At 69.0% G+C, this 22,368-nt stretch carries 23 protein-coding genes and 3 pseudogenes; 10 read left to right on the forward strand and 16 right to left on the reverse strand.

The window, feature by feature from the left end:
* The 3 genes and pseudogenes from ABD223_RS24310 to ABD223_RS24320 all read left to right on the forward strand — a co-directional run.
* Nucleotides 1-190: pseudogene (locus ABD223_RS24310) on the forward strand (hypothetical protein); the annotation flags it as partial.
* Between the two features lie 143 nt (nt 191-333).
* Nucleotides 334-1,050, forward strand: a complete 717-nt coding sequence (locus tag ABD223_RS24315) for a DddA-like double-stranded DNA deaminase toxin (RefSeq protein WP_344038744.1) — start codon at nt 334-336, stop codon at nt 1,048-1,050.
* A gap of 57 nt (nt 1,051-1,107) precedes the next feature.
* Entirely contained in the window at nt 1,108-1,530 is a 423-nt protein-coding gene (locus ABD223_RS24320) for an Imm1 family immunity protein (RefSeq protein ID WP_344038746.1), read from the forward strand.
* Between the two features lie 168 nt (nt 1,531-1,698).
* On the opposite strand, the gene ABD223_RS24325 is transcribed toward ABD223_RS24320, so the two are convergent.
* Nucleotides 1,699-2,022, reverse strand: coding sequence for a site-specific integrase (locus ABD223_RS24325; protein ID WP_344038747.1), 324 nt, complete (start codon nt 2,020-2,022; stop codon nt 1,699-1,701).
* Nucleotides 2,023-2,157: 135 nt separating this feature from the next.
* A complete protein-coding gene (locus tag ABD223_RS24330; protein WP_344038748.1) occupies nt 2,158-3,054 on the reverse strand; it encodes a helix-turn-helix transcriptional regulator in 897 nt (298 codons plus the stop codon).
* 132 nt (nt 3,055-3,186) lie between these two features.
* Here ABD223_RS24330 and ABD223_RS24335 point away from each other — a divergent pair, with 132 nt between their 5' ends.
* Nucleotides 3,187-4,092 carry an oxidoreductase gene (locus tag ABD223_RS24335; protein ID WP_344038750.1) on the forward strand — a complete coding sequence of 302 codons (906 nt, stop codon included), beginning with the start codon at nt 3,187-3,189 and terminating at the stop codon, nt 4,090-4,092.
* Between the two features lie 269 nt (nt 4,093-4,361).
* Here the strand turns inward: ABD223_RS24335 and ABD223_RS24340 are convergent, their stop codons facing one another.
* Nucleotides 4,362-4,754: a MerR family transcriptional regulator gene (locus ABD223_RS24340; RefSeq protein WP_344038752.1), complete on the reverse strand. Its 393-nt coding sequence runs from the start codon at nt 4,752-4,754 to the stop codon at nt 4,362-4,364.
* 58 nt (nt 4,755-4,812) lie between these two features.
* Between ABD223_RS24340 and ABD223_RS24345 the strand changes: the two genes are divergently transcribed.
* Complete coding sequence (locus ABD223_RS24345; protein ID WP_344038754.1) at nt 4,813-6,186, forward strand: MFS transporter; 1,374 nt, start codon at nt 4,813-4,815, stop codon at nt 6,184-6,186.
* Between the two features lie 70 nt (nt 6,187-6,256).
* On the opposite strand, the pseudogene ABD223_RS24350 reads toward ABD223_RS24345, so the two are convergent.
* The 5 genes and pseudogenes from ABD223_RS24350 to ABD223_RS24370 all read right to left on the reverse strand — a co-directional run.
* Nucleotides 6,257-6,472: pseudogene (locus ABD223_RS24350) on the reverse strand (NlpC/P60 family protein); the annotation flags it as partial.
* Between the two features lie 41 nt (nt 6,473-6,513).
* Nucleotides 6,514-7,065, reverse strand: a complete 552-nt coding sequence (locus ABD223_RS24355) for an integrase core domain-containing protein (protein ID WP_344038756.1) — start codon at nt 7,063-7,065, stop codon at nt 6,514-6,516.
* A 44-nt stretch (nt 7,066-7,109) separates the two neighbouring features.
* The gene (locus ABD223_RS24360) at nt 7,110-7,367 is read right to left on the reverse strand and encodes a hypothetical protein (protein WP_344038758.1); all 258 of its coding nucleotides are present in this window, start codon (nt 7,365-7,367) and stop codon (nt 7,110-7,112) included.
* Nucleotides 7,368-7,613: 246 nt separating this feature from the next.
* Entirely contained in the window at nt 7,614-8,942 is a 1,329-nt protein-coding gene (locus ABD223_RS24365) for an MFS transporter (RefSeq protein ID WP_344038760.1), read from the reverse strand.
* A 116-nt stretch (nt 8,943-9,058) separates the two neighbouring features.
* Nucleotides 9,059-9,733, reverse strand: a complete 675-nt coding sequence (locus tag ABD223_RS24370; protein ID WP_344038762.1) for a TetR/AcrR family transcriptional regulator — start codon at nt 9,731-9,733, stop codon at nt 9,059-9,061.
* A gap of 127 nt (nt 9,734-9,860) precedes the next feature.
* Here ABD223_RS24370 and ABD223_RS24375 point away from each other — a divergent pair, with 127 nt between their 5' ends.
* Nucleotides 9,861-11,723 (forward strand): sugar phosphate isomerase/epimerase and 4-hydroxyphenylpyruvate domain-containing protein, encoded by a 1,863-nt coding sequence (locus ABD223_RS24375; protein ID WP_344038764.1) that lies wholly within the window; start codon nt 9,861-9,863, stop codon nt 11,721-11,723.
* Here ABD223_RS24375 and ABD223_RS24380 read toward each other — a convergent pair.
* From ABD223_RS24380 to ABD223_RS24410, 7 genes and pseudogenes are all read right to left on the reverse strand, one after another.
* Complete coding sequence (locus tag ABD223_RS24380) at nt 11,638-12,609, reverse strand: shikimate dehydrogenase (RefSeq protein ID WP_344038766.1); 972 nt, start codon at nt 12,607-12,609, stop codon at nt 11,638-11,640. The two genes, ABD223_RS24375 and ABD223_RS24380, sit on opposite strands and share 86 nt — an antisense overlap.
* 109 nt (nt 12,610-12,718) lie before the next feature.
* Nucleotides 12,719-12,823: pseudogene (locus ABD223_RS24385) on the reverse strand (IS5/IS1182 family transposase); the annotation flags it as partial.
* A gap of 44 nt (nt 12,824-12,867) precedes the next feature.
* Nucleotides 12,868-13,038, reverse strand: coding sequence for a transposase (locus tag ABD223_RS24390; protein WP_344038768.1), 171 nt, complete (start codon nt 13,036-13,038; stop codon nt 12,868-12,870).
* A 30-nt stretch (nt 13,039-13,068) separates the two neighbouring features.
* A complete protein-coding gene (locus ABD223_RS24395; protein WP_344038769.1) occupies nt 13,069-13,260 on the reverse strand; it encodes a hypothetical protein in 192 nt (63 codons plus the stop codon).
* 27 nt (nt 13,261-13,287) lie between these two features.
* Nucleotides 13,288-13,611 (reverse strand): hypothetical protein, encoded by a 324-nt coding sequence (locus ABD223_RS24400; RefSeq protein ID WP_344038770.1) that lies wholly within the window; start codon nt 13,609-13,611, stop codon nt 13,288-13,290.
* 101 nt (nt 13,612-13,712) lie between these two features.
* The gene (locus ABD223_RS24405) at nt 13,713-13,976 is read right to left on the reverse strand and encodes a hypothetical protein (protein WP_344038771.1); all 264 of its coding nucleotides are present in this window, start codon (nt 13,974-13,976) and stop codon (nt 13,713-13,715) included.
* 180 nt (nt 13,977-14,156) lie between these two features.
* The gene (locus ABD223_RS24410; protein WP_344038772.1) at nt 14,157-14,381 is read right to left on the reverse strand and encodes a hypothetical protein; all 225 of its coding nucleotides are present in this window, start codon (nt 14,379-14,381) and stop codon (nt 14,157-14,159) included.
* Between the two features lie 248 nt (nt 14,382-14,629).
* On the opposite strand from ABD223_RS24410, the gene ABD223_RS24415 reads away from it, so the two are divergent.
* Together ABD223_RS24415 and ABD223_RS24420 are read left to right on the forward strand one after the other, a co-directional pair.
* Nucleotides 14,630-15,805 carry a sugar ABC transporter substrate-binding protein gene (locus ABD223_RS24415; protein ID WP_344038775.1) on the forward strand — a complete coding sequence of 392 codons (1,176 nt, stop codon included), beginning with the start codon at nt 14,630-14,632 and terminating at the stop codon, nt 15,803-15,805.
* Between the two features lie 675 nt (nt 15,806-16,480).
* Nucleotides 16,481-18,613: a hypothetical protein gene (locus tag ABD223_RS24420; protein ID WP_344038778.1), complete on the forward strand. Its 2,133-nt coding sequence runs from the start codon at nt 16,481-16,483 to the stop codon at nt 18,611-18,613.
* Between the two features lie 592 nt (nt 18,614-19,205).
* Here the strand turns inward: ABD223_RS24420 and ABD223_RS24425 are convergent.
* A complete protein-coding gene (locus ABD223_RS24425) occupies nt 19,206-19,487 on the reverse strand; it encodes a trehalase-like domain-containing protein (RefSeq protein WP_344038780.1) in 282 nt (93 codons plus the stop codon).
* 216 nt (nt 19,488-19,703) lie between these two features.
* Here ABD223_RS24425 and ABD223_RS24430 point away from each other — a divergent pair, with 216 nt between their 5' ends.
* Nucleotides 19,704-19,967 carry a hypothetical protein gene (locus ABD223_RS24430; RefSeq protein ID WP_344038782.1) on the forward strand — a complete coding sequence of 88 codons (264 nt, stop codon included), beginning with the start codon at nt 19,704-19,706 and terminating at the stop codon, nt 19,965-19,967.
* A gap of 8 nt (nt 19,968-19,975) precedes the next feature.
* Entirely contained in the window at nt 19,976-22,261 is a 2,286-nt protein-coding gene (locus ABD223_RS24435; protein WP_344038784.1) for a tetratricopeptide repeat protein, read from the forward strand.
* Nucleotides 22,262-22,368: the final 107 nt, after the last annotated feature.

A 22,368-nucleotide genomic window follows, 5' to 3' on the forward strand; every position in this document is an offset into this window, starting at 1 on the left:
CGCCGAACTCGGCTTCCCGGCCGGGCAGGCCCGGCACCGGGCCGTGGCCGCGTACGCGGCGTACGTCGGCTGGACGCAGCTGCGGCGGGCCACCCCGACGGCACTGCCGGAGATCGCCGACGACCCCGACGCGCTCACCCACTTCGTGGAGCACCACGTGCTGCCACCCCCGGACACCACAACGCCCTGATCGCCACGACCTCCGGACCCGACAACGCCGCGCTCCCGGGCCGGATCAGCGTTCAACTGCCCGTGTCGGATCCGTGACTGTCAGTGCCCCGTGCCACGCTTACGCAGTGGGAGAAGGGGGGCAGGGTGGCGTCAACTCGGGAGGTGGCCGCGCAGGTCCGGGCCGCGTGCGCGAAGGGCGGGCAGGCGCGGACCGCGTTGGAGCATGCGGAAGACCTGGCGCAGGAGGCGCACGACGTGTTGGCCCGCGCATTGGAAGGCACGCGGCGCCTTGGAGCGGCCGGGGCGCAGGTACTGGCCGCATTCGCCGGCGTGGTGGACGCCTGCAAGGGCCACTACTGGCCACTGTTGAACGAAGCCGTGAAAGCCGCCCAGGGCTACGCGGACCACCTGGCGGCCACGGACACCTCTGGCCAGGCCCCGATCGTTCAGCAGCCCGCACAGCCAACCTGGGCGCAGCCGCCGGAACAGTCCCCGGTTCGCCAGGTCGAACCAGTCGATCCGCCCATGATCCCGCCCGACCGCATCGAGTCGCTACGTCGGGAACTGCCCCCGCCCGTGGAGCCCGGAACCGGGCAGAGGACGCACGGCCGGTGGATCGGCCCGGACGGTCAGGCCCAGCCGGTCGTCAGCGGACGGGACGCGCGTTCCAAGCTCGTGAACGAACAGCTGGCGGAAAAGGGGTGGGCGGAGGGCACGGCCCGATCCGGTGACGTTGAGATGAAGCTGGCCGCGCACATGGCCGCGAACGGGATCAAACACGCCACGGTAGTGATCAACCACGTGGTCTGTAAGGGAAAGCTGAACTGCGACACCCTCGTGCCGATCCTCCTCCCGGAGGGAGCCACACCGACCGTGTAACGGGATCAACAGCAAAGGGACGCGCACCCGCACCCGCTACACAGGAGGAGCACAGCCGTGGTGGACCTAGAGGCTTGGTACGACGAGGAGCAGGACGACGCCGTGATCCTGCGTACCCCGGCCGAGCTGGACGCCGTGTTGGACGCCGTGGCCGAGCGGGAGGGCCGCATCCTCGTGGATCTCTATGTGGTCGGAAACCCCGGACGTGCGAACTTCAACGTCGGACTGCACGGCCGGGCTGGGAGGGGCGCGCTGTACTACGCCGGCGGCGGGCAGAAGTGGTTCAGCACGGAAACCCCCGGCCCCGACTGGAGTGCTGACGAACCGGTCCTGTACTACCTGATGAATTCGGACACCGAGTACCCGGCCGATTCCGAAATCCCGTTGGACGTGGTGCGTCGGGCCGCCCACGAGTTCATGACCACCGGGGGTGAGCGCCCCACCGCGTCCGCCTGGCGGGCCGCTCCGGACTGGTGGTGACCCGACGGGGCCGCCGCACGGTCGCCGGGCCCGGCGGTGCACCTCCCGGTTCACGTGCCGCACATGACCGGTACGTGAACCCGGTGACTACCCCTGGACAAGCGAGCGGCCCCGGGCACCCATGGCCCCGCAGCGGGTTCTGCGGCGTTCTCAGCGCCGTCGAGGCGGCTACCGCGTCCACAGCCGGCGCCGCACCCGGGCCGCTCTGGTCGGGGACGGGGCCGCCCGGCGGTTGACCGGCACCATCCGAATGGCGTCCTCGCCTTCGGGAAGGAGGTGCCCGTGGATGTCGGCCGTGATCCCGATCAACTCACGCCCCAACCGGCGCGACACCGCCAGCAGTGCAATCCGGTCGGTGAGCAGCCATGCGACGTGGGTGTGCCGCAGGTCGTGATCCCGGAGCGTCTTGGCCATGCCGTTCTTACGGGCGGCCGTGCGGGCATGCACGATCCGCCGGCCCTGCCACGTGCCGGTGACCGGGTTGGTGAACACCGCAGCATCCGGATCTCCCTGCCCGCGACCAGCCTCGCCCGCACGGCAGCCACGGGACGGGTCCAGCACGATCCGCCTGACCGATGCATTCGTTTCAGCGCCACCGTCGGGACTCCGCGCTACCAGCAGAGCTGTCTACCTGGCCTGGGGGGCGTGCTCGTCGGCGCGCGCCGAGCGGGTCGCGTGCAACGACGCCAGGAGTTGCAGCCGGTCCGCGTCGGCGCTGCCCGGTTCGGCGGTGAAGACCAGCATGATCGGGCCCGGGCTGCCCGGTAGCGGGTAGGTGTCCCAGTCCAGGACGATGTCGCCGACCTCGGGGACCCGGAAGGTCTTGGTGCCGCCGGCCGACTCGCGTACGTCGTGTCGGGCCCACAGCCGCCGGAACTCGGCGCTGCGGATGCTCAGCTCGCCGACGATCGCGGTGGCGCGGGGATGGGTGGGGTCGGTGGCGACGGCGGCGCGCATCATGCCGATGTAGTCCAGGGCCTGCCGCTCCCAGTCCGGGCAGCTCCGCTCGCCGGTCAGCGTGTCGTCGAACATCAGCAGGAGCATGTTGAGCCGGTCCGGCGGGTAGGTGTCGGGGTCGGGGTCGCCGAGCAGCGCCTGTGCCATCGGGTTCCAGTCGAGCAGGTCGAGGTGCCGGCCGAGGACGACCGCCGGGGTGTCCATCACCCGCAGCAGGCGCCGTGTGCTGTCCGGTACCCGTTCCGGATCGCGGTTCACCCGTTCGGGCATCGGCCGGCGGGCGGCGCGGGCCAGGGCGAACAGGTGCCGGCGTTCCTTGTCGTCGAGGCCGAGTGCGCCGGCGAGCGCGTCCAGGACCTCGTCGGACGGGCGCACCTCCCGGCCCTGCTCCATCCGCTGGTAGTAGTCGGTGCTCAACCCGGCCAGCAGGGCCAGCTCCTCGCGGCGCAGCCCGGTGACCTTGCGCCGCCCGCCCGGCTCCAGGCCGACGTCGTGCGGGCGCAGCCGGCCGCGCCGGGCGCGCAGGAAGTCCCCGAGTTCACGAGCGTACGGATGAGGGCTGCTCACCCCACCAGTGTGCCGCCCCGCCGATCGGCCAAGGTGGGTCCCGCAGACCCAGGCAACCGGGACCGACCCAACCGGTCCGGACCGCTCCTAACGTCGTCGGCGCAGTGCCCCGACCACTTCCAGGAGCAGCAGATGACCGGATGGACCGCTGACCACATCCCCGACCAGCACGGCCGGGTCGCCGTCGTGACCGGCGCGAACTCGGGACTCGGCCTGGTCACCGCCACCGAGCTGGCCCGTCGCGGCGCCCACGTCGTGCTGGCCGTCCGCGACACCGCCGCCGGCGAGGAGGCCGCCCGCCGGATCGGGGGCGATGTCGAGGTGCGCGAACTGGACCTGGCCCGCCTCGACTCCGTGCGGGCCTTCGCGGCGGAGCTGGCCGCCGACCACCCGGTGATCGACCTGCTGGTCAACAACGCCGGAGTGGTGCTGCTCGGCCCGCGCCGCACCTCCGCCGACGGCTTCGAGCTGCAGCTCGGCACCAACATGTTGGGCCATTTCGCGCTGACCGGCCTGCTGCTCGGCAACCTGGCCGCGGCGCGGGAAGCCAGGGTGGTCAGCCTCAGTTCGATCACCCACAAGAACGCGCACCTGGACTTCGACGACCTGATGTCCGAGCGTGACTACCGGGCAACCGTCGCCTACGGCCGGTCCAAGCTCGCCACCACCGTCTTCGGCGTCGAGCTGGACCGTCGCCTGCGCACCGCCGGATCGCCGATCGTCAGCGCGCTGGCCCACCCCGGTCTCACCCGCACCAACCTGACCCCGCGCGCTTGGGAGCACCGAGGCCGGTTCGGGAGGGTGATCGCGTGGCTCGGCCTGCTGGCCACCCAGTCGGTGGAGCAGGGCGCGCTGCCGCAGTTGCGCGCCGCGACCGAACCCGGGGTGCGGGGCGGTCAGTTCTTCGGTCCGGCCGGGCTCTGGGAGACGCGCGGCCGGGTCACCGAAGCCCGGCTCAACCGGGAGGCCGCCGATCCGGCCGTCGGCGAACGACTCTGGGCGGCGGCCGAGGAACTGACCGGCGTCGGGTACCTCTGAACCCGGCGGTCACCGTCCGGCCGGCGGCAACCCGCTCATCGGCTGCTCGTCGACCGGGGCAAGGCTTCCGATGGGGATGTCGGCATCGGGCGTTCCCGTGCCGACACCGACCGCCCGGTCGGCGGTGCGGGGACGACGTCGGCCGGGCGAGGCGAGGTCCATGCGGCACCGGGCGGGGATGGCGGTGCCGCTTGTCGGCCGGTAGGTGACGCGATGGTTCATCGGGCAGCCCGTCGGCCTTCTTCGGCGTGCGGTGCCGGGTCGCTTCGTCAACCGGCGTCGCGCAGTTGCGCGGCCGCGTGCTCGACCGAGGGAGGTGCTGTGGCGATCACCTGGTCGAGTGTGCTGCGGGCGGTGGTCAACTCGGTGATCGCGGCACTGAGCCGGGCGCGTTCCCGGTGCAGGTCCAGCAGTAGTTCGGGGCAGTCGGCGATGAGCTGTCCGCCCGCGGAACCCATGCAGGGCAGCAGATCGGCGATCGTGGCGGTGGACAGGCCCGCGGCGAGCAGGTTGCGGATGTGCTCGACGGTGGTCACGTCGGCGTCGGCGTACACGCGGTAGCCACTGGGCAAGCGCTGTGGTTGCAGCAGGCCCTGCTCCTCGTAGTAGCGCAGCAGGCGCTGGCTGACCCCGGTCCTGCGTTCCAGTTCGCCGATGCGCACGCCGCCTCCGAGATCCGCGCTTGACCCTCACATTTATGTGAGACTTTAGCGTCGCGGCATGTCCGACCGACAACTCCACACCTCCGCGGGGCCACGCGAGTGGCTCGGCCTCGCCGTGCTCGTGCTGCCGACCGCGCTGCTGTCCATGGACGCCACGGTCCTCTACCTGGCGCTCCCCAGCCTCGCCGCCGACCTGGAGCCGAGCCCGGGCCAGCTGTTGTGGATCTCCGATGCCTACGGCTTCCTGGTCGCCGGTTTCCTCGTCACCATGGGCACGTTGGGCGACCGCATCGGCAGGCGTCGCCTGCTGCTGATCGGAGCCGCGGCCTTCCTGGTCATGTCGGTGCTGGCGGCCTGTGCGCCGTCGGCCGAACTGCTCATCGCCGCCCGTGGGCTGCTCGGCATCGCCGGCGCCACCCTCATGCCCTCCACCCTCGAGCTGATCGGCAGCATGTTCCGCGACCCGCGCCAGCGCGGCGCCGCGATCGGGCTCTGGTCCGCGGGCCTGTCCGCCGGGGTGGCGCTCGGCCCGGTGGCCGGCGGGCTGCTGCTCGAGTGGTTCTGGTGGGGTTCGGTGTTCCTCCTCGCCGTCCCGGTGATGATCCTGCTCCTGATCACCGGGCCGATCCTGCTGCCGGAACACCACGACGCCGAACCCGGGAAACCGGACCTGGCGAGCGTGGCCCTGTCCTTGGCGACCGTGCTGCCGGTCGTCTACGGCATCAAGCACCTCGCCGAGGGGGGATCGCCACTTCCGGGTGGGGCCGCACTGCTGCTCGGCGCGAGCGCCGGAGTCGTGTTCCGGCGACGGCAACAGCAGCTGAGGCTGCCGCTGATCGACCTCCGGCTGTTCGCCGCGCGGCCGTTCCGGAACGCGCTGCTGGTCCTGCTCGCCGCGCTCGCCTGCGTCGCCGGGGTCTACCTGTTCGCCGCGCTCCACCTCCAGCAGGAGACCGGGCTGTCTCCCATCGGGGCCGGGTTGTGGCTGATGCCCTCCGCGGTGGCGATGGTCCTGACCTCGGTGGCGGCACCCGCACTGGCTCGCCGGATCCCGACCCACCGCCTGCTCACGTGGTCACTGGCGGTGTCGGCGGTCGGCTTTGTCGTGCTGGCCTGGACTCCGGACGAACACGGGCTCGCGCCGCTGGTCGCCGGACTCGTGCTGATCTACCTCGGCCTGGGACCGGTGATGGCGCTGAGCACGGACACCGTGGTCAGCGCGGCGCCACCCGGACGGGCCGGTGCGGCATCGGCGTTGTCGGAGACCAGCGTGGAGTTCGGGCTGGCACTCGGGGTGGCGGTGCTCGGCAGCATCGGCACCTTCGTCCAGCGCGGACACGGCTTCACCCCGGGACTGGTCGTGGTCGCGGTGATCGGTGCAGCGGTGCTCCTCGGCCTCGCGGTACTCACCGGCAGGCGTCCAGCAGCCTGACCGTGCGGAGCACGACGGCTTCTGTACCGCGAACCACCGACCAGACCTTCCGCGACACCTGAGCAAATGCTCACGCGGTGCTCGTGCACACGCCGAAGTGCACCAATCGGCGCAGAAGCCAAACCGGAGCAGATGCCGCCGGGCGGGTCGCTCCGGCGTAGTCGTCGCCGTCGTAGCGGTGGTTGTCGATCTGCACGGGTTGTCCGAAGGTCGGAGCGTTGATCATGCGTCCGGCGCCGAGGTAGAGGCCGACGTGGTGGATGTTGCCGGGTGTGCCGTAGAAGACCTGTGGGGTGCCAAAAGTCGGCCACGCGGTCTGAACTGCGCTTATGCTGCTGTGGGTTCGTGCTCGTTGGTCAGGCCGCCGAGGACTGGTCGTCGGCGTATCGAGGTCCGGTTGGGCTCTGTGGTCGGGTGGTCCGGCCGTGGTGGTGTGAGTTGGGGGGCTTGGTGTGGTCGGCGGTGGTTGTAGTGGGTCACATACCGGTCGAGCACTGATCTCAGGTGGTGTTCGTTGAGGATGGGCAGGCGGTCGGTGACTTCACGTCTGACGGTGCCGACGAACCGTTCGGCGTGGGCGTTGGCTCGCGGACATCGCGGTGGGATTTTCACGACTTCGATGCCGGCGTCGGCGAGGACGGCGTCGAACGAGGTGGTGAACTGGCCTGCCCGGTCTCGCACCAGGAACCGGAAGTCGTCTGCCCGGTCGCGGAGATCCATGAGCAGGTTGCGGGCTTGCTGCGTGGTCCAGGGGCCGTCGGGATTCGTGGTGGTGCCGAGGATGTGCACGTAGCGGGTGGCGACCTCCATCACGAAGAACACATAGACCCGTTTGAGCGTGAGGGCGCAGTCGACGTGGAAGAAGTCGCAGGCCAGCATGCTTGCGGCCTGGGTGCGGAGGAACTGTCGCCAGGAGGTCGGTGTCACGCTGACGCGCGGGCGGCACCCGGCGGCGCTACCAACCGGCGTTGCCGTAGCCAGGCGGGCAGGCGTCGCACCAACGCGGCGAGCACAGCGCGGTCGGCCCGGTTCCACCGCGGGCGAGGGTTGGCCCGGCGCAGCACGGCGACCTCATGTCGCAGCACCAGCAACTCCACGTCCTTGGCCGCCGATGACCGGCCGAGCAGGACCAACCAGCCGATGACCTGGGCGAAGATCAGGTACAGCAGTCGTAGCGCCACGCCTCACGATCATGCCCCTGCAGCACATGGTGCGCGATCGCCCCAGCTCAGCGCCTCAGTGCAGAGTTCTGGAACCCCATACGCCTCGCACCACACCCGAGTCCGACCCCGGCCGGGTCACGTCTCCTGGTCGGCCATGACCGCGGCGCAGGAGCGGGTGTGGAGTCGGATCGACGGCGTGGGAATCGCGCCCTGACCGAGGGTGCCGCGGCGGTCCCTGACGCCGGCGACCTGAGCGCACGCGGTTCAGGTAACGGTGACGTCGGTGTCAGGGGTTCGGGTGGGCCGGACACCCAGGTCCTCGGTGGGCACCCGGAACGTTTCCCGGGCGGTCGCGACGGCGGCGATGTTGACCGCGCAGAGCGCGGCGGTGAACACCGCGACCGGGATCCAGCCGGTGGTGCCGGTCCCGGCGATGGCGGCGCCGATGGTGGGGGCGAAACCCGCGATGGCGAAGCCGATCTGGGTGCCGATCGCCATGCCGGACAGCCGGACCCCGGTCTTGAACATCTCGCCGTAGAACGCGGGCCAGATGCCGTTGGCGGCGCTGTAGACGACGCCGAACATGACGATGCCGACCAGGAAGATCATCGGGTAGTTGCCCGCTGAGATGGCGGCGAAGTAGGCGAACACCAGCACGGCGCAGCCAACCGAGCCGGTGATGAACACGGGTTTGCGGCCCACCCGGTCGGCGAGCGTGGCCCACAGGGGGAGCGCGAGCAGGGCGACGACGTTGGCCAGCACACCGACCCACAGCATGGACGACCGGTCGAGCCCGACGGTGTTCACCGCGTAGCTCAGCGCGTAGACGGTGAAGATGGTGCTCACGGAGGCGATGAATGACGCCTGCACGACGCGGAGCACGTCGCGCCAGTGCTCGCGGAACAGCACGGCGACCGGCAGGCGGGCCACGCTGCCGGTGGCCTTCTGCCGCTCGAACACCGGTGTCTCCTCCAGGCGGCGTCGGATGACGTAGCCGGCCACGACGACGACGAAGCTGGCCCAGAACGGCACCCGCCAACCCCAGGACAGCAGCGCCTCCTCGGGGAGCGCGGCCACGGGCAGGAATACCGCGGTGGCGAGGATCTGACCGGCCTGGGTGCCGCTGAGCGTGAAGCTTGTGTAGTACGCGCGGCGGTGCGCCGGTGCGTGTTCGAGCGTCATCGAGTTCGCGCCCGCCTGCTCGCCCGAGGCCGACAGGCCTTGGAGCAGCCGCAGCAGCACGAGCATGACGGGAGCCAGCACACCGGCCTGGTCGTACGTGGGCAGGCAGCCCACCAGGAACGTGGCCACGCCCATCAGCATGAGCGTGAAGACCAGCACCTTCTTGCGCCCCAGGCGGTCGCCGACGTGGCCGAGCAGGAACGCGCCGACGGGCCGCGCCACGTAGCCGACGCCGAAGGTCGCCACGGACAGCAGGGTGCCGGTGGCCGGATCGGACGCCGGGAAGAACACCTTGTTGAACACCAGCGCCGCGGCAGTGCCGTAGATGAAGAAGTCGTAGTACTCCAGAGCGCTCCCGATCCAGGCCGCGACCGCGGCCTGCCGGGGCTTGCCTGCCCGTTGCGTGGTCACTGGGGTGCTCCTGGTGTCAGGCGTCGTTGCGAGGTCGGCAGCCAGGCGGTCGAGCGAACGGACTAGATAGTTAATTAGGCTGATGTGGCAGCGGTCACTTTGTCAAGGGGTGACTATCAGCGGACGGTCAGGTGCGCCAGGACGAGGTCGCAGAGCATCCCGCGGTAGTGGGCGCGCAGGGCGGGGTCGAGCATGTCGCGCTTGAAGATCGCGTTGAAGGTGTGCCGATTGGCCGTGCGGAACACGCAGAACGCGCTGATCACCATGTGCACGTCGAGCGGGTCGACGTCGTCGCGGAAGACGCCCGATTCCCGGCCCCGGTCGAGGATCCTGGCCAGCACGTTGAGCGCGGGGGAGGCCAGGCCGGTCAGCACGGAGGAGCGGGCGATGTGCTCGGCGCGGTCGATGTTCTCGATGCTGACCAGTCGGACGAAGTCCGGGTGGGACTCGTGGTGGTCGAACGTGAGCTCGGCCAGCCGCCGGATGGCGTCGACGGGGTCGAGGTGCTCGACGTCCAGTTCCCGCTCGATGGTCCGGATGCCGGTGTAGGCCCGCTCCAGTACCGCGATGTAGAGCTGTTCCTTGTTGCCGAAGTAGTAGTAGATCATCCGCTTGGTGGTGCTCGTCTTCGCGGCGATCTCGTCCACCCTGGCGCCCGCGTACCCCTTGTCTGCGAACTCGGTGGTGGCGACGTCGAGGATGTCGGCGCGGGTCCGGTCGGGGTCTCGGCTGCGGTCCGGTCCGTCGGCGGGGCGTCGTGCCGGAATGGCACCGGGAACCTGAGCGGCCAACGACTTCCCTCTCCGACCGTGGATCTGTGTCGCCACTGTAGCGAGGTGCGCGGTCCCGGGCGTCCCAGCGCACGGCTAAGTAACTATCTGGTACGTTCATTACGTCCGCGACACTGCGGAGGCGACGATGGACGGCCCGGAACTCCACCTGGACATCGCGACGGTGTGCTTGTCCGGCACGCTCGAGGACAAGCTGGCCGCCGCGGGCGCGGCCGGCTTCGACGGCGTCGAGATCTTCGAGCACGACCTGGTCGTCTCGCCTTGGTCGCTGCGGGAGGTCCGTGCCCGCTGCGCGGACCTGGGGCTGTCGATCGACCTGTACCAGCCGTTCCGCGACTTCGAGGCGGTGCCGCCGGACGTGCTCGCGGCGAACCTGCGCCGGGCCGAGCGTAAGTTCGACGTGATGGAGCAGCTCGGGGTGGACACCTTGCTGGTGTGCTCCTCGACCTCGCCGGACGCCGTCGACGACGACGACCTCGCCGCCGAGCAGCTGCACGCGCTGGCGTGCCGGGCGGCCGACCGGGGCATCCGGATCGCGTACGAGGCGCTCGCGTGGGGGCGCTTCGTGAACACCTACGAGCACTCGTGGCGGATTGTCAGGCGTGGTGACCACCCCGCGCTGGGGCTGTGCCTGGACAGCTTCCACGTGCTCTCCCGCGGCAGCGACATCGCCGGGATCCGGGTGATCCCCGGCTCGCGGATCTTCTTCCTGCAACTGGCGGACGCGCCCCGGTTGAGGATGGACGTGCTGCAGTGGAGCAGGCACCACCGGCTCTTCCCCGGTCAGGGTGCGTTCGACCTGACCGCCTTCACCGGCACCGTGGTGGCCACCGGCTACGACGGCCCGGTGTCGCTGGAGGTGTTCAACGACGTCTTCCGGCAGGCCGACCCCGCCCGGACCGCGGTCGACGCCATGCGCTCGCTGCTGCTCCTCCGCGAGGACATCGCCACCACGGGTCCGGTGCGCGTCCGTGACCGGATGGGCGTCGCCGACCTGCCCGCCGCGCCACAACCGACCGGGTACGCGTTCTGCGAGCTGACCACCGCCGGTTCCGGCGCTCCCGACCTCACGCTGGTGCTCGCCGGTCTCGGCTTCGTCCACATGGGACAGGACGAGTCGAGCTCGGCCCGATTGTGGCAGCAGGGGGATGCCCGGATCGTGGTCCGGACGACCGGTTTCGGTGGCGTGCGGATCGGCGCGCTGGGTGTGGAGACCCCGGACCCGGCGGTCGCCGCGCGGCGTGCGGAACGGCTGCTCGCCCCGACTGACTCCGGTGGTGGTGCGGACCCGGCGGTCACCGCGCCCGACGGCGTCACGCTCGTCTTCTGCCGCCCGGGAAGCGACTGGATGGCGGACTTCACGGCGGCGGAGCCCTCGGCGGTGCACACCTGCGGCATCACCGGGATCGACCACGTCTCGCTCACCGAGCCGTTCGACGACTTCGACCGCACCGCCCTGTTCTACCGGGCCGCGCTCGGCCTGCGCCCGGAGCCCGAGACCGAGTTCGCCGCACCGTTCGGCCTGATCCGCAGCCGTTCGGCGACCGATCGCGACCGGCGGATCCGCATCGCGCTGAACGTGGCGGCGCTGCGGCGCGGCGACTGGGCGCCCGCCGTGCCCGACCCGCAGCACATCGCTTTCACGTCCGAGGACGTGGTGGCCAGTTCTCGGGCGATGCGTGCGCTCGGCGCGCCCCTGCTCGACATCCCCGACAACTACTACGACGACCTCGACGCGCGCTTCGCCTTGCCGCCCGGGCGACTCGCCTCGTTGCGCGAGTGCTCAGTGCTCTACGACCAGGACGAGCACGGCGAGTTCCTCCACTTCTACACGCACATGCTGGGATCGCACCTGTTCTTCGAGGTCGTCCAGCGCATCGGCGGGTACCAGGGCTACGGCGCGGTCAACTCGCCGGTGCGGATGGCCGCACATCGCCAGTTCCGGTTGACCCGGGAAGCCGCCGACCGACCCGATCCCCGCCCGCGCTGAGCACGAGCGCGTCGAAGTGGCGCATCATCCGGTCCGCGTCGGGCTCGCGGCCGGTGAAGAGCCGGAACGCCTCCGCAGCTTGGAACACGACCATGCCGCCACCGTCGAGCACCCGACAGCCCCGCGCGCGTGCCGTCCGGAGCAGTTCGGTGGCCAGCGGCCGGTAGACCACGTCGGCCACCCAGAGCCGCGACGTGATCAGGTGCGCGGGCAGCGGCAGTCCCGGGTACGCGGTCATCCCAACGGGTGTGGCGTTGACCAGGCCGTCCGCGTCGTGCAGCACGCGGGCCAGCGTGACGTGGTCGTCGTCAAGGCGTCCGGCCAGGGCGCGGTCCGGGCGGAAGCGGTCGCGCAGGGAGCCGACGAGCACGTCACCGCGGTGGCGGTCGGCGTCGAAGACGTGAACGGCGCCCGCGCCCGCTTCCAACAGCCCGTGGGCGGCCGCGGCCCCGGCGCCGCCCGCGCCGAGGAGGACCACCTGATCGAGCGGGGCGTCGGGAAGGCCCAGCCGGAGGTTCCGGGCGAAGCCGGCGAGGTCGGTGTTGTGGCCGATGGCCTTGCCGTCGGTGAAGACCACCGTGTTGACCGCTCGCAGCGCGGCGGCTTCGGGGGACAGCCCGTCGAGGTGGCGTAGCACGACCTGCTTGCACGGATGGGTGATGTTGAGGCCGTCGTAGCCGGTCAGCCTCGCGGCGGCCAGGAGGTCGCCGACGGCCGCCGCCGGCAGACCGAGGACGATCAGGTCGAGCGTGCGGTACAGGCAGCGCAGCCCCGACTCGTCGGCCTCGCGTTCGTGCAGCGCGGGGCTCAACGACGTCCCGATACCCGACCCGACCAGGCCGATCAGGAAACGGTCCTCGTCGCATACTCCCGCCACAGCCGCCACCCCGTTCGCGATAATGAACGTACTAGATAGTTACTTGTACTCCATTCGTCCCCCTCGCGAAAGACGAGGCATGCGCTCGCAGTGAGCCTTTCCAACCCCATCCGGCGTTGAGGTGGAGTGTGAGGACGGCTCTGGTCAGGTCGGTGATACGGGTGGTGGAGCAGCGGAGTCTGCGCAGCAGCCGCCAGTTCTTGAGGGTGGAGACGGCGCGTTCGCCCTGTGGGGTGCCAGATGTCCGACACATGGCCTGACGTGGGGTTAGGCGGCTGCGTGCTCGTACTCGTTGGTCGGGCCGCCGAGGATTGGTCGACGGCGTAGTGAGGTGTGGTCCGGCTCTGCGATCGGCTGGTCCGGTTGTGGTGGTGCGAGTTGTAGGGCTTGGTGTGGTCTGCGGTGGTTGTAGTGGTTCGCGTAGTGCTGCAGCACCACCTGTAGGTGGTGTTCGTTGATGATGAGCAGTCAGTCGGTGGCTTTGCGTCGGACGGTTTTGGCGAACCGTTCGGCGTAGGCGTTGGCGCGTGGGCACCGTGGTGGCATCTTCACGACCTGGATGCCGGTGGCGGAGAAGGCCGCGTCGAACGAGGCGGTGAACTGACCGGCTCGGTCGCGGATGAGGAACCGGAGGTCGTCTGCCCCGGTCTCCGAAGTCATGAGCAGGTTGCGGGCTTGTTGGGTGGTTCATGCCCCGTTGGGGTTGGTGGTGACGCCGAGGATGTGGATGTAGCGGGTGGCGACGTCCATCACGAAGAACACGTAGATCCGCTTGAGGGTGACGGCGCAGTCGACGTGGAAGAGGTCGCAGGCCAGAAGGCTCGCGGCCTGCGTGCGGAGGACCTGTGGCCAGGAGGTGTCGGTGTCGCGGTGGGGCGCGGGTGGTATCCGCAGGCGCTTGAGCACGCGGCGAACCGTTGACGCGGATACCCGGTGGCCGAGCTTGAGCAGTTCGCCCTGGATCCGGAGGTAGTCCCAGCCGGTGTTCTCGCGGGCCATGCGTTCGACCAACGCCACAGTGGTGTCGTCGACAGGTGGGCGGCCCGCGCGGTGGGGGTGGGACCACTTCCTCGCGACCAGGCGCCGGTGCCATCGAAGAAGGGTGCCCGGCGTCACCAATCGGTGCTCGCGCAGCATCCGGGGAGTCGGCGCGCCAACTCGGCGAGCACAGCTCGATCGGCCCACTCCAGCCGCGGGCGAGGGTTGATCCGGCGCAGCAGGGCGACTTCGTGCCGTAGCACCAGCAGCTCCACGTCCTTGCCCGCCGATGACCGGCCGAGCAGAACCAACCAGCCAACCCGGACATGGTCCCAACGCGGCGACACCCCGCTCTGCCAGCGGCGATGATTCTTCGAGCGGCACAAGGTCCGCGGCATCCGCAGGTCCTAGCAACGCCCGGAACTCCGCTTCGGCGCGTGCCGGCTGCACGGTGCGGTTCAGTTCCGTTAAGACCCGTACCTCAGACCTGGTGGTTTTTGTGCTCCGACTGCCACCGAATGATCCACCGCACGGCTGCGCCCGCCTCGGTCCAACTCATCAAAACGGGACAACCCCAGTCAGGGTTGCTGATGGTGCGGCCGGGGCCTCGCACGGACCCAACTGTGGTCCTCGGTAAGGAACGCGTCCAACTCCAAGCCCGCTTCGCGCAGGCAGAAGGCGAGTCGCGCGTCGTCGAGTTCGTAGTCGGGGGTCGTCTGGGTCCAGACCTGGCCGTTGAGCCTGTACTCGATCGTGGCGACGACCAGTTCGTCGCCAGTGCGGCGGACGTCGGTGACCGTCACGGTCAGACCCCCATGCTCGATGTGCCACCCGTGTGCCTGTCGAAAATGTCATCCGTGCAGGTCAGGTGATATGGCAGGGTTACTGAAGATGGTGCCGGGCCGCTGCTGTGAGGGACCCGCTGGACAGCGCGAACCTGTAGTGCGCTCGACGGGGACGGGCGAATTCTGATGAGGCCGCAATAGTGCGTAATCGGGGTTGGCGTGGTCGGCTATGTCTTGCGGTCACGGGTGGTGTGGGGGAGTGCTTCATGCGCGAGAGTTCGCGAGGGACCGGTGCTGAAGTCGGTCAGCGCGGATACGCGTCGTCCGCTGGTGTGGTTGTGCAGGCGGGCCGCGACGTGGTGGTCACCGTCGAGCATCACGTTCACCATCGCGGTGCGCTTGCCCTGCCTGTACGTGTCCTGCTGATGTTGCTGGTCTGCGTGGCGGGAGTTGTGTTCGTCCTGCGTGGTGGGGTGTTCGTGTGGGCTGCTCCCGGCGCGGTGGTGCTGGTGGCCCTCTTCTCGCTGTGGCCTGTAAGGCGCGGAACTCCCACTGGTCGAGTCTTCCTCGTGATGTCGACGTTCACGCAGAAGTACTGGGTGCTGGACTTCCTGCAGCGCTTGCACCGCTCCCTGGACCGCAAGGGCCTGGACCTGGTGCTGAAGGTGCCCGACCGGGATCACGACGCCGCGGCACTGGCCCATGACCTGCGCAGGGTGTTGACCGCCCGGAGCGGTTACGTCGGAGGGGTCGTCTGGCCGACCGAGTTGCGCCGGTCGCGTCCCGACCTCTTGGAGTTCTGCGCGGAAGTGGCGCTGCCGGTGATGTTCACCGACATGGAGCCGTTCGAGGACGAGAGCGACTATCCGGACAACACCGCGTTCGTGGGATACCGCGCCGAGGACCTGGGCGAGGAGGCGGGGCGTTGGTTGGTCGGGCACCTGCGTCGGTGTGGTGTGCGGAATCCGCACGTCCTCATCGTGGCCAGTCACGAGCACCCGGACCGGCAGAACCGCTGTGTGGACCTGCTGCGGGCGGAGTTCGACGGCATCTCGATCACCGTCGATGACACGTGCGACTTCCGCCGCGCACGGGCTCATGACGCGGTGCAGACCCACATCCGGTCGTCCGGGGAGCCGCTCGACGCCGTGTTCTGCACCAGCGACGACATGGCACTGGGCGCCGTCGACGCGATCCGCGCGAACGCCTCGCCCAGCACGAGCGACACGGTGGTGGTCGGCATCGACGGAATTCCCGAGGTCCTGAATCTGATCACCTCGGCCACGAGCCCCTTGCGGGCCACGGCGGTCCAGGACACGCACCGGCTCGCCGAGTGCGCTGTCGAAGTGCTCCAGAAGATGCTCGAACGGCGGCGAACAGCGAAGCGCACCATCCTCAAACCCCAAATTTTCCACGTGCCCTGGATAACCGAGTTCGCTTGATGCGTGCACAGGCGTTCGACGCCCGCTGCGGGTCGACACAGGCCCGTCTTGGGAGGAAGATGGGAGGAAATGGGAGAAGTCAAGGTGGGACAACAGGATCGAGCTGCGCTCAAGTGCGTCCAATCGCACTGCCGCGACCTGCCGATTTGATGTTTTCGCAGGTCAGGTCATGATTCGATCCACCCTGGGGGAGGAGGCCGTGCGACTTACCATGTGGATGAGTGGTCGTCTCTTCGGGTTTGGCTGAAGTTGACCTGCATGAAGTGCGGTCGGATCGTATCGCGGTGCTGTCCAGGATGACTGTTGGGGTGTTGGGCCACATCGCGCAGCTGGTCTTCACGGGCGTGGGGTCGAGCCGACCACCGGTGTGGCGTCGGCCAGCGCGTCCGGAAAATCCCTGCGTGCGCGGGGACGAGGGCGATCCGCTGCCACACGGCGTCGTCGAGCCGGGAACACCCCGCGTGCGCGGGGTCGAGCATACTTTCGGTTCGATAGCTCTTCGGCCGCCCGCATCTTCAGTTGGCCGAGGCTTTCGACGTGGTGTGTCGAAGTTCTTCGGTCTGGGGTGCGCCATCATGGATTCGTCCGATTGAGTGACCACGTGGCGGTTCTCGGTGAAGCGCCCCCTCGGCGAGGCAGAGTCACCACAGACTTGGCCCTGGGAGGAGAGTCACCTTGTCCGCACTGACCGCCGACATCCCGTTCGGGCCCTTCGAAGGGGTATCCATCCGGGCGTATGCGGCGCGGTCCAAGCAGGCGCGGCTGCACTCCGGTCGTGACTGCTCGTCGCTGAGCGGGGTCGACGCCGTCGAGGTCTCGGTGCCCCTGACGGCCTCTTCGGTGAAGCGGATGTGCAGTGGGTGCGCGCGTTCACCCAGGTGGGCTCGGCCCACCACGTCGCTCGGGGTGTTCCTCGAAACCCTCATGGGCGTGGGGCTTCTCCACGAGTTGTCCAGCTACGGGCCGGAAGATCTGGCCGACGACCTCGAAGGGCGCAACGTGGCGGGAGCCGCGGAGTTGCTGCGTCTCGGCGAGTACCCCGAGGACGAGGAGGACGAGGCGGCCTGGAAGGCTCACGAAGAGGCGCGCTTCGTCAGGGACGAGTTGTTGCTGCCGTTCTGGCTGGGCGCTGCGGAGAGCTTGTACAGGGCGCACGAGGTGGTCGCCCGCTACCCCTGGTTGTCGGACTGGGCGCGTCCCCGTCTGGCGGCGAAGGCCGCGTACGCCGAGGAGTTGCGCGCCGCGTTCGCCGACATGGTCGTCCCGGGGAATCTCCTCGACGCGGCTGCCGCAGCACAGCTCTCACAACCGGAGTTGCCCGTCGACCGGGTCGAGTTCTCAGTGCTCGGGGATCCCCGTCGTGCCCTGACCAACCTGTGGAAACGGTGGCAGGCCGAAGCTTCCTCCCGGTGGACCCGCCTGGAGGAGCACACGTCGGCCGAGTGGCACGTTCTCGACGCCGCGATGGGCAACAAGCGCAAAGGACGCCCCGAGGCGGAACAGGCTCTGCGTGAGCTGACCGGTCGGTGGACCGCCGCGGCCCGCGCCTTGAGCGGCGAGTCCGGCACTCTGCCCGACCGCTGGCTGATCGCCACGTTGCCTACACCGGACAAGCGCCACCCCAGGTTGGCAGAGCTGGTCGCCCTGCTGCCCCGGTGGCACCTGGGGGTCTTGGCCGTGCACACCGTCGCCGTCGACTGGAGGTCGCGCACCGTGCTCCTCCGGGCGCCCGACCTCGTCGGCCGGGTGCTGCTCGACGACCGCGTCCTGCGGTGTGAGCAAGTCGACCGGCCGGACGAGCCCGCCGTCGCCCTCGACGAGTGGAACAGCGAGGAGCGGGCTCCCGATGCGCTCCAACCGGGGGTCTTGGACGACGGTCCCGTGGCCGACCGACGAACGATCAGTTCCGACCAGGCCGAGGCCCTCGGTGAGACCAGCGCCGGCCACCAGCTCTACCTGGTCCAGTCCTCAGCAGGTGTCGAGGTCGTCCACCTCGACGCGATCGCCAAGCGCGGCGACCCAGCCTGGCGCGGTGTCCTGCTGACCGGCGCGGACGACCTGCCCCGGTCCTTGGTGGAGCCGTGGCTGGCCGAGATCAGCTCGTGGGACGAGAACAGCCGGTTCGACCCGCTGGGCACCCAGGACGGCGAACACCAGCTCGTTCGCTTGAGTTTCGGAGGCCCGCGGGAGATCGAGGCCGATCTGCGAACCTTGGCCCTGGCACGCATCGCACCCGACCTGCGCAGGATCAACACCGAACACGGGCAATCCCTCCGATGGTCGGTGTGGCGCGCGTTGCTGTCCCCTCACCAGCTCGACCTCACCCCGTTCAGGTCCCCGCAGGAGCAGGGGACGCGCCGCAGATCAGGACTCGGCCTGCCCTTGGCCGTGCTGTCCCACGTGCAGCTCTACACGACGAACTACCGCCCCGAGTACTACCGCAAGGGGCACTCGCCCTACTGCAGCCACGCCCGCCGGCAGGACAGCCTCGACATGGGCTATGACCTGCTCTCGGTCGCGGAGCTGCTCGTGCTCAAGCAACCGGACTGGTGCGGGAAGTGCGGCGGCTATGCCGTGCGCAGGCTCGATGACGTCCAACTGCGCTATTACCGATCGGCGCACCAACTGCTGGAGATCAGCGAGCAGCTCGATCGGCACCGGGAAGGCGACGACGTCGAAGACCTGCGCGCCGAACTGGACGAAGTCGCGAACCTCCGACTCGGCCGCGGCCACGACTACGGCGTGGACATGCAGGAGTGGCAGGAAGCGGTGCGGACCCTGCGAGGGCGGCTGGACGGTCGATCGTAGGAGAAGTCGCTTTCGGCGAAGGGAACGCGACCGACGTCATGATTGCCGTTCGTCGATCAGAATTGACGAGTGTGCCTGCCGAAAACTTCATCCGTGCAGGTCGGGCGGCGTGGTGGTACTCGTTGAGGATGCCGCCTAGTCGTTGCCGTCGGTGGATGTCAAGTCGGATGACGGCTGCTTGATTTGAGTCACGTGACTGAGCAGGAGGGGGCGGACGAAGGAGAGTCCGTTGTGCCGCAACAGGGTTGGCATGACTTGAACTGGGCTCAACGAAGCTAACTCGGAGTCTCTGGCGACTTTTTCCGCAGGTCAGGCCTTGATCAGGTCCACTCCGGGGGAGGAGTCCGTGCGACTTACCACGTGGACAAGTGGTCGTCTCTTCAGGCTCGACTGAAGGCGACTCGTGGTGTGCTGTATGACTATATCGCCTTGTTTGACAAGTCTGTTCGAGGTGCTTCTTGAGAGCGGCTGAGGCTTTACAGCGAGGCGTCGCGCGACTGACGCCATTGGTGATTCTGATGGTGGGGATGTTATCCAACTCTTCGGGCGGCGACGTGATCGGCGGCCATGATCGCGCCGGTGTCGTAATGGATCAGGACCGTGAGCGCAGCACCAGGTCCGGCTCGACCGCGACCGCAGGCAGCTTCGACGTCGACGCCCAGTCCTGAGCAGAACGCGTCGGCACGGGCGCGCCGCTCCGGCTCGCCCAGGGTGGCCTGAAGACAGGTCGTCGGTGCAGCAGCACGGCATCCGGCGGAATCGCCGCGTCCTCGCGCGGCCGGACCACCGCAGTGGCGGTCTCCTGTCCGCCGTCGGAGCTGATCTCCCAGTCCGTGCCCGGTAAACGCAACACCATCGGCTCTGAGGTGCCCACGATGCGCAGACCTCATCCTGGCCATGTTGCGCGACTCACAGTGGTTGAGCATCGCCTGCCCGCTGGAGGTCAACGTCTTCCAGCGTACCGAGAGTGTGCAGCTGTTGCCTCGGCGCGACCCGGAGCTGAGTGGAGAACGCCGACAGCCTGGCCCAGGGGTTGGGCGACCTGCCGCTGGTGATCGCGTAGGCGGCGGCGCGGCGGGTGGAGACGTGCATGCCCGCCGCCGAGTACCTGGAATTGCTCGCCGAGAAGCAGTTGGAACTGCTCAACGTCACCAGCGTCCTCGACTACCTCGAGTTGGTGGTGGCGATGTGGGACCTGGACTGGTCCCGCACGGTGGTCAATGCGGCCACCGTGCGGGCCAAAGGGCGACTTCATCGGCTGCACCCCCCGGTCGACTGGGGGTGGATCGGCGGGCCCACGCACAGTCGACCGTCCAAGACGTCGATGTCACATGGCATGGTTTTCACGGCATGATCTGAAGCATGGTTGACGGGCACGGCGAAGCGCCGGCGGGCGACGTGTCCAACAGCGTTGTCGGCGGGGCCCCGGACATGGTGTTGCAGGCCGGGGTGATCGAGGGTGATGTCTACCAGTACGGCCATCCGCCCCGCACGACCGCTCGGTTGCCGTACCGGTTCGGGCGGGTCCCGCCGCGGGCGGACGCCTTCCAGCCACGCACGCTGCCGATGGACGTGGGCGATGCCCGCACCGTGGTGTTGTCGGGCCCGGGTGGCGCGGGCAAGACACAGGTCGCCGTCGATCACGCCGAGACCGCATGGACCGCTGGATTGGTGGACCTGCTGGTGTGGGTGACCGCGACGGACCGGGGCACGGTAATGGCCGACTACGCGACGCTCGCGGCGGACTTGACCGGGGTGGAGGACACCGACCCGGCCGCGGGTTCACGACGACTGTTGGGCTGGCTGGTCTCCACTCAGGTGCGCTGGTTGATCGTGTTGGACGACCTCAGAGTGCCCAGTGACGTCAACGGGTTGTGGCCGCCCAGAAGTGGATCCGGGCGGACCCTGGTGACGACGCGCAGGTCGGACGCCGCGTTACGCGGTGGTCGACACGTGGTGCCCGTGGGGATGTTCGAGCCCGACGAATCCGCTGCCTACCTGGCGGCCAAGCTGGTCCCACACCCTGGGCTCGAGGCTGGTGCGGTGGAGTTGGCTCAGCGAATGCGACACCTACCGCTGGCGTTGGCGCAGGCAGCGGCCTATCTGATCGACCGGCAACTGACGTGCGTGGAATACGTGCGAAGATTCGACGACACGCGGCGGCGGTTGGCGGCGTTGTTGCCCGAGCCTGGCGCGGTACCCGACGAGTACCAGGCCACCGTTGCGACGACGTGGTCGATGTCGGTGGACCTGGCCGACCGGCTGGCGCCAGAAGGGCTGGCGGGACCGTTGTTGGAGGTCGCGGCTCTACTGGACCCGGACGGGATACCCGCTGCGGTGCTGGCCGCGCCTGCGGTGCTGGGCCACCTCGCCGGCGTCACCGGGCGGAATGTGGGCGCCGAGCAGGCCCGGGACGCGTTGACCTGCTTAAGTCGCCTGAGCCTGGCGACCTTCCGGCCTGACCGAGTCCACGGGGAAGTCCGCGTCCACAGCCTCGTTCAACGCGCTACCCGTGACGCGGTGGGCGACGAGCGCCTGGCGGCGTTGACGGACACGGTGGCGAAGGCGCTGTTGGAGGTGTGGCCGTCCGTTGAGATCGACGCGCAGCTGGCAGAGGCGTTGCGCGCGAACGCGGCGGCCCTGCACAAGGTGGCCGCGCAGTGGTTGTGGTCGAGGTGCTGTCCTCCGGTGTTGCGGCGGATGGCGGACAGCCTGGCAGAGGCCGGTCGACCGAGCGAGGCGCGCGATCACCTCGACCAGCTGGCGGAGACCGCAGCGGACAGGCTCGGTTCCGAGCACCGGGATACGCTCTCCATCCGCGCGGGCGCCGCGACCTGGGCAGGCCGTGCCGGACTGCTCGCGGACGCGGTGTTCCGGCTGGAGAGGCTGGTCGCCGAACAGGAGCGAGTGCTTGGTGAGGACGACCAGGACACGTTGAACTCTCGCAGCGAGTTGGAGTACTGGCGGATCCGACGCCAGTTGACCGCCTATGCCGTGATCCGAACACCCACCGAAGCACTGGCGGAGATGCACAAGGTGCTGACCGACCAGATCCGGTTGCTGGGGCGCTTGCACGCGGACACGATGGCGACCAGGGGCCGGATCGCGTCGATGCGAGCCGAGATCGGTGAGCCTGCCGCCGCCGCGGACGCCTTCGAGCGGTTGCTGAACGACCAGGTACAGGTGTTCGGGTTGAAGCACCCGTGGACCCTCGCCACTCGGAACAACCTGTGGACGAGCCGAGCAGAAGCCGGTCGAGCCGAGGCGGCATTGTCCGCGTTGCGTGAACTGCTGGTGGAGTTGACGCGAGTCTTGGGCGCGAGGCACGTGGACACGCTGACGGTGCGCAACAACATCGCGTTCTGGCAGGCCGAACTCGGTGACGTAAACGGGGCGACGACGGCGCTGCGCGAGTTGGTGGCCGACCAGACCAGGGTGTTGGGCCCCAGACATCCCCTCACGTTGACGACACGAGGTCATCTCGCCCGAAGACTCGGCGACGCCGGCGACGCGCAGGGCGCGTTGATGGCCTTCGAGAAGCTGTTGGCCGACCGACTGGACATGACGGATGGTGCCGACTCGGAAGTACGCACGACACGCAGCAACGTCGCTTACTGGCGCTACATTGTCGGCGATCATCACTCGTGACCATGCGCGACGGAAGATCCGTAGCGCATGTCGGGCAATGCGGCCCTGTGCTTTCCGAAAACGTTGACCATGCAGGTCAGGCGGATGGTAGTACTTGTTGAGGATGC

Source organism: Saccharothrix xinjiangensis (assembly GCF_039527585.1).
GTDB lineage: Bacteria > Actinomycetota > Actinomycetes > Mycobacteriales > Pseudonocardiaceae > Actinosynnema > Actinosynnema xinjiangensis.